At 43.1% G+C, this 12,552-nt stretch carries 14 protein-coding genes; 12 read left to right on the top strand and 2 right to left on the bottom strand.

All coding sequences use genetic code 11. The features are described 5' to 3' along the window. Positions 1-57 precede the first annotated feature (57 nt). From ACEQZT_RS04280 to coaD, 3 genes are read left to right on the top strand one after another with little or no spacing between them, the layout of a single operon-like run. The gene (locus tag ACEQZT_RS04280; protein WP_370087574.1) at positions 58-651 is read left to right on the top strand and encodes a hypothetical protein; all 594 of its coding nucleotides are present in this window, start codon (positions 58-60) and stop codon (positions 649-651) included. Positions 652-657: 6 nt separating this feature from the next. Further along, a complete protein-coding gene (locus ACEQZT_RS04275; protein ID WP_370087572.1) occupies positions 658-1,548 on the top strand; it encodes a DUF3822 family protein in 891 nt (296 codons plus the stop codon). Between the two features lie 18 nt (positions 1,549-1,566). Next, entirely contained in the window at positions 1,567-2,019 is a 453-nt protein-coding gene (coaD, locus tag ACEQZT_RS04270; protein ID WP_370087570.1) for a pantetheine-phosphate adenylyltransferase, read from the top strand. 11 nt (positions 2,020-2,030) lie between these two features. Here coaD and ACEQZT_RS04265 read toward each other — a convergent pair whose 3' ends face one another. Then, a complete protein-coding gene (locus ACEQZT_RS04265; RefSeq protein ID WP_370087568.1) occupies positions 2,031-2,705 on the bottom strand; it encodes an NUDIX hydrolase in 675 nt (224 codons plus the stop codon). 103 nt (positions 2,706-2,808) lie between these two features. On the opposite strand from ACEQZT_RS04265, the gene pyrE reads away from it, so the two are divergent. Beyond that, complete coding sequence (gene pyrE, locus ACEQZT_RS04260; protein ID WP_370088023.1) at positions 2,809-3,450, top strand: orotate phosphoribosyltransferase; 642 nt, start codon at positions 2,809-2,811, stop codon at positions 3,448-3,450. Between the two features lie 4 nt (positions 3,451-3,454). Then, positions 3,455-3,898, top strand: coding sequence for a GNAT family N-acetyltransferase (locus ACEQZT_RS04255; RefSeq protein WP_370087566.1), 444 nt, complete (start codon positions 3,455-3,457; stop codon positions 3,896-3,898). A 25-nt stretch (positions 3,899-3,923) separates the two neighbouring features. Here ACEQZT_RS04255 and ACEQZT_RS04250 read toward each other — a convergent pair whose 3' ends face one another. Further along, positions 3,924-5,087: a thioredoxin fold domain-containing protein gene (locus ACEQZT_RS04250; RefSeq protein ID WP_370087564.1), complete on the bottom strand. Its 1,164-nt coding sequence runs from the start codon at positions 5,085-5,087 to the stop codon at positions 3,924-3,926. A gap of 168 nt (positions 5,088-5,255) precedes the next feature. Between ACEQZT_RS04250 and ACEQZT_RS04245 the strand changes: the two genes are divergently transcribed. The 7 genes from ACEQZT_RS04245 to ACEQZT_RS04215 all read left to right on the top strand — a co-directional run bounded on the left by ACEQZT_RS04245 (position 5,256) and on the right by ACEQZT_RS04215 (position 12,163). Beyond that, positions 5,256-7,715 (top strand): ABC transporter permease, encoded by a 2,460-nt coding sequence (locus ACEQZT_RS04245; protein WP_370087562.1) that lies wholly within the window; start codon positions 5,256-5,258, stop codon positions 7,713-7,715. A gap of 113 nt (positions 7,716-7,828) precedes the next feature. Then, positions 7,829-8,560: a lysophospholipid acyltransferase family protein gene (locus ACEQZT_RS04240; protein WP_370087560.1), complete on the top strand. Its 732-nt coding sequence runs from the start codon at positions 7,829-7,831 to the stop codon at positions 8,558-8,560. A gap of 37 nt (positions 8,561-8,597) precedes the next feature. Next, a complete protein-coding gene (locus ACEQZT_RS04235; RefSeq protein WP_370087558.1) occupies positions 8,598-9,707 on the top strand; it encodes a hypothetical protein in 1,110 nt (369 codons plus the stop codon). A 494-nt stretch (positions 9,708-10,201) separates the two neighbouring features. Then, positions 10,202-10,684 carry a hypothetical protein gene (locus tag ACEQZT_RS04230; RefSeq protein ID WP_370087556.1) on the top strand — a complete coding sequence of 161 codons (483 nt, stop codon included), beginning with the start codon at positions 10,202-10,204 and terminating at the stop codon, positions 10,682-10,684. A gap of 236 nt (positions 10,685-10,920) precedes the next feature. Continuing rightward, a complete protein-coding gene (locus ACEQZT_RS04225) occupies positions 10,921-11,409 on the top strand; it encodes a hypothetical protein (protein ID WP_370087554.1) in 489 nt (162 codons plus the stop codon). Positions 11,410-11,699: 290 nt separating this feature from the next. Then, positions 11,700-11,879 (top strand): hypothetical protein, encoded by a 180-nt coding sequence (locus tag ACEQZT_RS04220; RefSeq protein WP_370087552.1) that lies wholly within the window; start codon positions 11,700-11,702, stop codon positions 11,877-11,879. Then, positions 11,867-12,163 carry a type II toxin-antitoxin system RelE/ParE family toxin gene (locus tag ACEQZT_RS04215; protein ID WP_370087550.1) on the top strand — a complete coding sequence of 99 codons (297 nt, stop codon included), beginning with the start codon at positions 11,867-11,869 and terminating at the stop codon, positions 12,161-12,163. The genes ACEQZT_RS04220 and ACEQZT_RS04215 overlap by 13 nt, the downstream gene beginning before the upstream one ends. The last annotated feature ends 389 nt before the right edge of the window (positions 12,164-12,552 follow it).

Here is a 12,552-nt window from a genome sequence, read left to right as displayed (position 1 = left end):
AAGAATCACCATTAAATATTTATAATTGCAAAAACCTAGCGAAAAAGAAATTTAGCAATGAGTAAAACAAAAATTGTTTCTGTGGTCATGCTCGTGGTATGGGTGTCATTGGCCGTATTTTTAGTATACAGTATCAAATCATCCATCGATGAAGCGGAACGAATTGAAAGAGCCGAAGCTCGAATCATTGAGCAACTCAAGATGATCCGCGAAGCAGAAATTGCTTACATGTCTGTAAACGGGCAATACACTAGCGACTGGGATAAACTGTTAGCCTTCATCGACACAGGTAGTTTCTACCTTACCGAGAAGACTGAAACCATCATCCCTCAGCCCTATGGAAAAGATAGCATCTACGTAGAGATTGACACGCTGGGCACCAAAGCTGTGATGGATTCACTCTTTGGCAACAACAAGTGGCCAAGATTTAATCTTGCTACTTTGCCTTACGTACCGGGTGTAGAGCCTCCTGTGAAGTTTGACATTTGGGCTGATAAAATCTTAAAGGCAGGTCTATTGGTAAACGCTATTGAAGTGAAAAACCCAAGACCTGTGGATCCAAGCAGAGACGAAGAAAGTGAATACAATACCCGAAAGCCATTGAGATTTGGATCGCGCACGAGTGTGACCACCGCTGGTAACTGGGAATAAAATATTTTGATTGCACAAGACACATCGACCTACAAGCTGATTAAGCGAGTAAAGGACACCAAGTTCACAATTGATGAACTTGACCATTACTCGCTTATCATGCAGGTTGGGATATACGACCTGCAATTTGCAGTTGTAGACTCTCAGGATAATGTGGTGATGGGTCTCGAGGATTACCGTCTCGAAGGAATAAAAACGGTAAATGGTCGCCTCAGACTAATCAAGGAGATCCTTGACACTCACGAATACATGACGGCTGGGTTTTGGAAGGATGTAAAACTGTGCCTGAAAACGCATAAGTTTTCCCTGGTTCCCTCCAATATGTTTGTACAAGAGTCTGCCGCTGACTACCTAGCTCTGAATAGCGAAATAAAAACGGCGTTCGAAGAAGTAAACTACTACAAACAGGTGGCTGTGGATACCGTAAACGTATTTGCCGCCGAAACCAAACTTTGCCGATGGATCGAATCGATCTATAAAAAGAAGAAGGTACACATCATCCATCAAGGCAGTGCGCTTATTGAGGGTTTCATGAAGCATGCAGATCACATTGATGAGAAAAGCATGTATGCGTACGTCGATAGAGGTATTTTACATTTGGTTGTAACTGAAGGTAAAAATTTACTCTATTACAACCAGTTTGCAGCACGTAAGAAAGAAGATTACCTTAAGTATATCATGTTGGTGTTCAATGAGCTGGGAATGAGTGGGAAAGAAAGCCATGTGTTTCTCTGGGGTTTTATCAAGCCAGCATCAGAAGAGATGGCTCTGCTCAAACGATACATACGCAACATTTCCTTTGGTTCTAAGCCTTCCTTCCTCAAGTTTAGTTACCTCTACGATGAAGTAGAAGACCACCAGTACTTTGACGTACTGAGTGGGTATCTTTGTGTATAATCACAATCGAGCACGAATATGAAAACGGCAATTTTCCCCGGTTCCTTCGATCCGTTTACTAAAGGTCACTTTGATATTGTGCAAAGGAGCCTCGATTTGTTTGATCGTGTAATTATCGCCATCGGGCACAATACCTCTAAAAACACCAGATATTTTGAACTGGATTGGATGGTAGATAAAATCAATGAAGCATTTGCCAATGAAAGCCGGGTGGAGATCGAAGTGTATGATGAGCTAACTGCCTCTCTTGCTAAAAAATTCGATGCTCAGTTCATGGTTCGCGGATTAAGAAATACCACCGATTTCGAATATGAGAACAGCATCTCCCAAATCAACAGATATCTGAATGAAGACCTGGAAACGATCTTTTTAATTACTTCTCCGGAGCTCGCTCCCATCAGTTCCAGCATCATTCGAGAGGTACATAGATATGGTGGAGATGTAAATCCCTTTTTGCCGTACGAAGTATAAGTTAGGACGATTTAGGCCTCTCTCATCATTTTAGTATACTCCTGCATCACATACCTGATAGATCGATAAGAATCATGCAGAGCTATACGCACCTGCTCCAAGTCCATCCACTCTACTTTTTTGATACCCTCGCCTTTTTGGGGAGCCATATTCATATCATCCACACAATGCATCGCATACCAGTGTGTTTTCTTTAAGATGTATTTCTTCTTGGTCGTGTATGTGTGCCACACCGCATCAATTTCCTTATCGATAACAGCCCGCACTCCTGTCTCCTCCTCCACTTCCCTCACGGCGCATTCCTCCAAGGTCTCTCCCTTATCTCGTTTACCTTTTGGTATATCCCAAACTTTTCTGCGGTAAATCATTAGTAGTTTTCCCTCTTTCTCAACGATCCCCCCTCCTGCTTCAATCACCTTAAACTTGCTTTTCAGGTAGTCAATCAGCGCTCGTTTTTCCCTCGAAGAAATAAAGATTGAGTGCACTTTTTTCAACTTCTTATCCGTCATAAGCTTTAGCAGGCTGTCAATTTGCTCAAAAGTGGCATTCATTATGAGCGTATCATCCACAAGTACATCCGGCACAATGGTTTCAAACTCACGCACGATCAGCCCATAAGCCCGGTTCATGTTCACCTTCTTCTCAGAAAGTATGTAGACCGGGATGTCATTGATAAAAATCTTCATGTGAGAAATTGAAGCAGCAATTAAACTATAAATTAAAAATGAAACAAGCTGTTTATGCTATTGATGGGTAATACTTGCGTTTTATTTTTGCACTCTCATGAGCATCAAAATCTACAACTCTAAACTTGCCGCTGAAATAGCCGCAGATCTACTGAAAATCGGAGCGATCAAACTGAGTCCAAAAGAACCATTCACCTGGGCATCTGGCTGGAAGTCACCCATCTATTGCGACAACAGACTAAGCCTCTCCTTTCCTGACGTCCGATCGAAAATCAAAACCGCACTTGCGCTCGCCATTTCAAATTCATTTGACGGAATCGATGTGATTGCGGGGGTTGCTACTGCAGGCATCCCACAAGGTGCCTTAGTGGCAGAAGAGTTGGGGCTCCCATTCATTTACGTTCGTTCCAAGTCAAAGGGACATGGGTTGCAAAATATGATTGAGGGGAAGGTTGAGAAGGGGCAGAAAGTGCTTTTGGTTGAGGATTTGGTATCCACAGGAGGCAGTTCGCTGGCTGCCGCTGAGGCACTAAGACAAGCTGGTGCAGAGGTGGTTGGCATGGTAGCCATCTTCACTTATGGATTTTCTGTATCTGAGGAAAACTTCCAAAAGGCAGGTGTAGACTTGGTGGTGCTAAGTGATTATCATCATCTACTGAATCATGCACAAGATGAGCGCATGTTTGAAAACGAGGTGCTGAAGACTCTGAAAGAGTGGCGAGAAGATCCGGGAAATTGGGGTTGAAAACTTGAGAGAGCTATTAATTTCCTCCTTTAAAGAAACGGATCGTCCTGTACTTCGCGAAATTTATTTGAGAGTAAGATCCTCCACATTTACCTGGATGGATCAAAACTATTTAGCGCAAGCCTCTTTCGACGATGATACTGCTGGTGAAGAGATTCTTGTCGCATCAATTAACAATCAGCCGGTTGGGTTTATCTCCATTTGGTTACCTGACAGCTTTTTACATCACCTATACATTTTACCCTCACATCAGCGACAAGGTATTGGTAAAGCCTTGATACAAAAGGCACAGGAAATGGTAGAAGAACCATTAACCCTAAAGTGTCTTGACCTCAATGAGGGGGCAATGAATTTTTACCTTAATAATGGATGGAAAAAAGTATCTCAAGGCACTTCAAATGAAGGAAAGTATACCTTACTCAAATTCTATAATTTCAATTTCAGCTAAGGCAGCAATGCATCGAGTGATTATGCTATCCGCCCTCAAATTTCTTTAACTGATACTCATAATGTGAGGTGTCATCGTACAGTTCACGGGCAAGCTCTAGTGCTCGCTTTTCCAAATCAATGGCTTTTTTCTTGTTGCCGAGCTTGAACTGTAGTGATGCGTAAGTATCTATTATCGAAGGTTGAGGCATTTTATCCACTGCCTGCTGTGCCCATCCTGAAGCGATCTCTAACTGATTTTTATTATCCACAAACAAGTAGAATTTCCATGCAAGCTCATTAAGCTCTTCTGGATCTTCCATCCCACTCATGCCCACCAAATCAACAGCGTATTCAGCATACTCCTTCCAATTCTCAGTGAATTCGGCATAATGCAGGTTCATCATCAGCTTGAGTGTGTCAGCCCCCGTAAAAGTCACATCCCTGATGGAGTGAAGTAAGGCTCGCATGCCATAGTCATGCAATTCTTCAGCCTCATACACTTCCTGATACTGCGCCAAATAAGTATCGTAAAGCTTCGCACTCACCAGTCGCGCACCTACTTTTTCTTCAAAAGCAGACTTGTTTTTCAAAACATACTGAAACTCCCTGCTGTAAATATCCCACTGATAGGAGGCAAAAACTTCCCATGGAGTATCTTGAGTGAGTTGATCCAGTGGTACTCCTTTTAGATAGTTTGCAGCAAATCGCTCAGCATCAAGACATGCATTTTCCAGCATTTCCAAATAGTCGAGCATGAAGTCCGCTGAGCGATCACCGGCATCATACTTCTCCTCCATAGACATTAAAGTTCCCGTTTCTGAAAGTGCCACTTCACCAAGCTGCAAAAACTCTGCAGCATCCATGGCGCCACATCCTCTGTGCACCACCTCACCATTTCCATTGACAAAAAGCATGGAAGGAAACACGCCAATGGAATAATCTTCAGCCAACTCCACCCCTGGATAATCCTCCATATCCAGGCTTACATTGATAAAGTTGGCATTGTAATAATTGATCACTTCGAGATCTGAAAAAGTATACTCTTCCATCTCTTCGCATGGCTCACACCACTCCGCATAGGCATTCAGAAAAATCAGCTTTCCTGACATCCTGGACTTGGAAACTGCCTCGTCCCATGTTTTCTCAAAGTTGATTTGTGCATCAACCAGAAGCGGAATCAGACAAAAGATCGTAATCAATTTTTTCATAGCTGAAATTTCAACAAAAAACGTCAAAATCTGCTCATAGTGTACAGTCAATTGTGCGATTTCGCACAGAGTTGAATTTGTTTGCTGCATATAAGTAGCTGATTTACTGAGTTTTATAATTCATGGCATGCGGATTGACTTTTAAGTATTAACCAAACCAAAATCGACATGCTAAAGAACTATCTGATTACGATCACCCGACAGATCCAAAAGAACAAGGTCTTTTCCTCAATTAATATTCTGGGGTTGGCTTTGGGGATGGCTGCCTGTCTGGTTATTACCCAGTATGTAAATTTTCACACCTCCTTTGATGGATTTCACTCCAATGCTAATAAGGTATTCAGGCTGGAATCCAACGCTTATAAAAATGGAGAATCTCTTGGTCAATCATACAATGCACCATCACTGATGGGAGAAACGGTCCGCGACCAATCTCCTGTGGTACAAGAGGTGGCACGGTTCTATGATTACAACTACGCCAACAATTCCATCATTTATACAGACGGGAATGATAAAGTCAGCTTTGAGCAGACTGGTGTTTTCGTTGCGGATGATGGAGTTTTCAAACTGTTTGATTTCGATTTCATCGCAGGTAGTGCATCACGATTTAAAGAGCCACAAAAGGCTATCCTTACATTGGAAGCCTCAAGAAAATACTTTGACAATCCTGAAAAAGCAATTGGGAAATCCTTTACACTCAGTGGAAATAATGGCCCTCACGAATATGAGCTCATTGGGATTTTGGAAGATATACCTGAAAACTCTCACATCCAGTTTGAGTTGCTGCTCTCCTACCCATCGATGGACAATTACACAAAGGCCAGAAGCAGCTGGACATGGAGTAGCGTAACTACCTATTTAATGCTTTCCAACCCGGAGAGACAATCGGAGGCTATGTCCGTGGTAAATCAGCTGCATGAAGAAAATTCAAAAGAATCTTACGCCTCCAATGGATATGCAGTAGACTATTTTCTCCGTCCACTCACAGACATCCACCTAAATGCTGAAACCGAATGGGCCAATAGTGCCGGTGTAGATAGCAAAACGGTATTTGTGCTAAGCTTCATTGCCATTATCATCCTGGTGATTGCCTGGATCAATTACATGAATCTCTCTCTGGTGAGAACCATGGAGCGACTCAAAGAAATGGGCATTCGGAAGTGTATGGGATCATCCATGAAGCAAATTACACAGCTCTTCGTTTTGGAAGCTTTTGTAATGAACGTGATCGCATTCCTATTTGCTCTTTTCATTACTCAGATCGGCGAAAAATATTTGATTGAGGTGACGGGACTGCCTGTTGCTGCTTTAATGGACCTGAAGGTTTTAACTCTATTATTAGGACTAATCGGAGTTGGCACTTTGCTCATCGGCTTTTACCCTTACATCCTCCTAAAAACCATGGATATCGTGAATATCCTTGTGGGCAACAGGGGTAAAGTCGGTGGAGTGAAAATGCGCAAAAGTATGGTTTTCGTACAGTTTATGATCACGTTCATACTTATTGCAGGAACAGTCACAGTCTATCACCAAATCAACTACATGCGTGAGGCTGATCTTGGAATTGACATTGAAAACATTCTGGTAATTAAATCTCCTCCCGGATCTGTGCAAGACGAAGATCGTCAGGACGTAAAAAGATTCAGCACACTAAAAACCGAGCTGTCTAAATATGCGGGCATCAAACAAATCACGAATGCAGGTGAAATACCAGGCGAGCCGGTGGGATGGGGAGCGCCGCTTAAGCTCAAGAATGAATCGGATGAAAACTCAGTATACACCGGACTGATCTCAATGGATTTAGATTTCCCTGAATTTTTTGGTATTGACGTGATTGCCGGAAGAGGATTGAGAAAGGGAGATAGCCCCTGGGCAAAGGGTGATGTGGTCATCAATCAAAAGCTTGCAGAGCAACTTGGGTTTACCAATCCGGAAGATGCGCTGGGTGCTGAGATCGAAGGATTCTATGGCCCCACCCTCAAGGTGCAGGGCGTGCTGGAAAATCATCATCACACCTCTCTCCATAATGATTATCAGCCACTAGCTTATATACTTAGTTCATGGACAGAGTTCTATTTTATTAAACTTCGCTTGGATGAAACCAGTGGGGAATCGAAAAACGATCAGCTTAACGATTTGGTTGCTACTGTAAAAGCAGAATGGAATCAGGTATTTACTGATTATCAGATGGACTATTTCTTCCTCGATCGTGCATTTGATGAGCAATACAAAGAAGACATTCGCTTTGGTAAAATATTTTCCGGGTTTTCCGGGCTGGCCATATTGATTGCGTGCCTTGGGTTATTTGGACTCACCTCTTTTAGCGTGCAACAAAGAACCAAAGAAATTGGCATCAGAAAAGTGCTGGGAGCTACAGCCAAAAACCTCATGCTGCTACTGTCAAAAGAGTATATGATCCTCGTTGGTGCTGCCTGCATTATCAGCCTGCCTATTGCCTGGTGGATCATGTCACAGTGGCTATTGGATTATACCTTTAGAATTGAGCTTGGCTGGTGGTTTATCGTTATCCCGATCGCTTTTGTGATAGGCCTGGCACTGCTGAGCATCTTCTCTAAGGTGATGGGAACCGTACGAACCAATCCGGTGAAATCACTTCGAACAGAATAAAGAAACGCCCAATCACTTACTTACTCTACTAGAAACCTCGCTTCGGCGGGGTTTTCTTTTTTCCGAACTCATTCACAAGGTTGATTTAATTTCGAGGTGGGAAAAGAAAAACTATGGGAAAGAAGAACGTATTCGGTCAGTCTATTTGGGTCAAGAAGAAGATCTTTCAAACCGTGGGGAGGTTTGTGATGTGGTACCTGCTTAAGCCCAACAAAGTAAAAATCACTGGAAGCGAAATACTCACGAAAATACCCGGTGAAAATGTGCTTTTTGTAGCCAACCACCAGACCATCTTCACCGATGTGATTGCCATGTTTCAGGCCATGTTTGCTGCGCTAAACGGACAACTTGATTCCATTGATGACTGGAGTTTTCTCAAGAATCCAAAGGTGAACGTGTACTATGTGGCTGCACGCGAAACCATGGAAAAAGGAATCTTACCCCCTATCCTGGCACTAGCGGGAGCAGTGACTGTGGATAGAACGTGGAGAAAAGGAGAAGAGATGATCAAACGGGATGTAAATCCGGATGATACCAAATCTATTGGCATGGCGATCAAAGACGGCTGGGTGGTGACCTTCCCGCAGGGAACTACCAGACAAGGTGCTCCGGTGCGAAAGGGGACAGCACACCTCATCAAACAACACAAGCCTGTCGTGATCCCTGTACGAGTAGATGGTTTCCGCACCGCCTTTGATAAGACCGGACTGAAGCGACTGAAAAAAGGAACAGAGCTATCTCTAAAATTCGGACAGCCACTGGATATCGATTACGAGAATGATTCTGTGGAAGTGCTGGTCAAGAAGATCGGGGTGGCGATTGGGGAGGATCACCCGGCAGCATAACCCATTTCGGCATCATCATTGTTTATCACAGCCCATTATGAAAAAGAATCTGATACTTATCCATTTTGCAATGGCAACTGCTTTTATCATCAGCTGCGGCAAAGATGACAGTGCTCCTGATGATATCACAAGCTTTTTTAGTGAGTATGATTCGCGAAGCTTTGAAATGGGATTCAGTACCTGGCCTTATGAACCCTCAATAGAATCAGTTGACGACACTTACAATTTTATCGCCAATCATGCGGACGTGTATTCCGAACACCTGGATCTGAGCGTGCCATGGGATGCCTGGATGAATGACACGGAACTCCCGACAGCATTTACGGATGAAATCGTTTCGAGAAAGAATAGAAAAATCGCTAATGCCAAGCTTGCCGTATCGGTAAGCTTTCTAAATCTCTCGAGGAATGACATTGCCACCGATTACAATGGAGCACCTCCTACCTATACCGCTTTGAATGATCAGGCAATAGAGGATGCCTACTTCAAACACCTGCAATACATTGCCAATGAGCTAAACCCAGACTACCTGATTGTGTCAATTGAAGGGAATGAACTGCTGATGCACGATCCTGATAAATGGGAAGAATACAAGCTGGTGATGGCGAATATCCGCACCCGCATGAAGGCCGCATTCCCCACGCTTCCGATCTCCGAATCGATGACGCTACACAACCTATACCAACCCTCAGTAGATAACCCTGATGAGTACATCAACGAGGTAGCCGGCTATGCCAATGCGCTGGACTTTGCGGCGATTAGCTTTTATCCTTTTTTCAAAGGATTGAATGATAAAGCAGGATTTCAGGATGCGCTGGACTTCCTGCACGATAAGATTACCAAACCCATTGCCTTTGCCGAGACAGGGCACCTGTCTGAAGACCTGGAAGTGGAATCGTTTGATCTCTTCATTCCCGGAAATGAGACCGAACAAAAGGACTACCTGGAAACGCTTCTCACCAACGCGCAGGAAGAAAACTACCTCTACGTGATCTGGTGGACACACAGAGACTATGACGTACTTTGGGAGACTTTCCCAGACGATGTAAAAGACCTGGGAAAACTATGGATCAGCACCGGCATTGTGAACGAAGATGGCGCAGAGAAAGAAGCCCTTGGCTCATGGGAGGCAGCTTTTGAGAAATGACTAAACCAGCCATCTACCCCCACCTACGAAGTACCCCTACCCACCTCCGAGGTACCCCCTACCACCTCAGATATGAACTGGTTCGGTTCAGAGGGGAGTGAGTTCATATAAAATGGAAGTCAACTCATATCAAAGGGAAACTAATTCAGTTCAGATATGAACTGGTTCGTATAAAAGATGAACTAGTTTGGTTCCGAGGGAAGTGAGTTCGTATAAAAGGGAAGTGAATTCATATCAGAGGGAAACTGGTTCGGTTCCGATATGAACTGGCTCCTATAAAAAGTCAAAAGTGTGTCTTAAACCCTTTCCGTCAGTGCGAATCCGCTGACAGGCGGTTGAAGCAATCTCATTATTAAGATTGCTCCGTTCCTCGCGATGACGTAATTTGATAAAACGGTATATTTGACTGTATCAAATAGAATGCTATTAAACCCTAATTTGCACGGGTTTATGTTCGTTACATTAATGTTACACACCATTTGCTCACCGTAGATTTGGACTGGAAGAAACTACATAACGACATCACCGGTTTTGCTAACAAACATCAAATTCAATTAAAAGAGTCAGATTTATCATACGGGAGCGGAACTGTAACAACATATCAACTCAAAGAGAAGGATAACATTTTTTACGAACTCAAGCATTCCAAACCAATCGCCGAGTACGGTAGTAAACTTTCAATTTACTCCAATTCTACGGGCGAACTTTCAATTCAAGTAAAAACAAGATTGATCGGTAAGCCTGCTATCAAGACTAATTTCGAACTATCCGAGACCCTTCTAGAACTGCTAAGTCAACTAGGAAAGAGAATTGGGTCTTTTAAATGGACTACTGGACAACATCATCTTGGTTGGCCATCTGACCTTAGAAACTCTACAACTTTGACTTTCGAATGCAAGCAAATCGACTTGGCCGTAGCTGAACTTGAACCTATTCGAAAAATACACCTTAACCTGCTCGAAAAGTACAGTGTGTAACAAACACTAGCGGGCATGGCCACATGAGCCATTTGCAGAGTTCATCGAGCTAAACCGCTCACCTTCCGCCAAACTAATATTAGTGCATTCTACTCTGCCCTTCTACTGGTTTGTTTTTCTTGTGTTTCGCAGTGGTTTCTGAGAGTTTATCGCACCGTTCAGGTTCGCTCTTTCATCGGTATTTGCTACTTTTAGGTCACAGCCCGCTAGTTGGGCGTTAGCACCAATAGACTGCAATGAGATTAATTCTGCTTTCCCTTCTTATCTTCTCAACGGCTGAACTTCTAGGCCAATCGCAAACTGTAGAACCCTACAAATTCCCCAAGAACGGAATCGACTTGGATATTGACGTAGACTTTTTAACAACGAGCGAACGGTTTTACAAGGTGGCAAACTCCAACGATCAATACGAGACTTGGAAGAATGACACTGAATATGCAGGATCTTTCAGATATCGCATTTCATTTGTCGTCAGTGAGATTTATTACAACTTATTAGTAGAGAAAATCGAACTACCTAACGAAGAAGGTGAAGCAAAGAAAGCTATTGAGCGTAACTTCTATACAGGTTTTGACCTAGCAGAGAACGTCCTCGAATATGGACGTTTGACCAACCTCAGCTTTAAGCAATGGACCGACTTTCGAACTTTTGAACTCATTGAGAGCGATGAACTTCTAGAAGTTGAGATTTTAACGAACGGACAACTCAAAGTAACCAAGAAATAACTGGTGCTAACAAGCGGTAAAAATGCATGTGGCTACTGCCCATCTGCCACTTTTTGTGCAACTGAACCGCGATTTCTGGCTTTTGGAGAGGTCAGTGCTTTCTACTTTTCTTACTGCCACTCGGAAAAATGCTTGTGAAACGTGATGTATCTGAACCGTTGTGAGCCTGAGCCAGAATCGCTACTTTTATCGAAATTTAAAAAGCTCGGGCCACACAGCATTTTACCTGAGCGCTAGTCATCATCTGTCTCTTTGCAACTTTTATCATCGATCTTCAGTAACTTTATACTATGAATAGACAAGTAGCTATTGATTCGCTAAAAGACATGCCTCAAGATTTCGAACTTGATGAATTGATTGAGCGGTTAGTTGTTCTTGATAAGATCGAAAAAGGTCGAAAAGACATTGAAACCGGACAAACTTTTTCCCATGACGAAGCAAAAAGCAAACTTGACAAGTGGCTGAAGTAGTATGGACTAGCAATGCACTAACTGACTTAAGTGAAATTGGTGAATACATTGCAACCGATTCACCTAAGTATGCCGAACTAACTGTATCAAAGCTTTATCATAAGGTTGAAGTACTATTAACGCACCCACGAGTTGGACGCATAGTTCCTGAAATGGAGTTGGAAAATTTAAGAGAACTCATAGAGGGCAACTTCAGAATTATCTATGAGATTATCAACGACAATATCTTCATCCTAACTGTGCATCATAGCTCTAGAATTTTGAAGTTGAAAAACGATGACTAACATATGCTAGCGATGCAGATGTCAGACTGCTTCTAGCAAGTATCGCAGGATGGCCCGATCTCCTTCGTTACCCCTACGAAGTGCCCCTACCCACCTCCGAGGTACCCCCTCCCAGCTCAGATATGCTCCGTTGAGTGTTTGATATGCAAGCGAGCATATAAAAGACTAACACGTGAGGTTCAGAGACTCAACGTTGAGTAAAAAAGACTCAAGCGTGCATATAAAAGGTGCAACGGAGAGCATCAAAGACTCAAGCGAGACATAAAAAGACTCAACGCCGCATATAAAATACTCAAGGCTGAGGTTCGGAGATGCTCCGTCGGGTATCAAGAGATAAAGTGTCAGTCTGAGTTTATCGAAGACTGAGTTTATCGAAGACTGAGTTTATC

The organism is Ekhidna sp., from assembly GCF_964218185.1.
Lineage (GTDB): Bacteria > Bacteroidota > Bacteroidia > Cytophagales > Cyclobacteriaceae > Ekhidna.
This window is presented reverse-complemented; position numbering and strand designations above follow the sequence as displayed.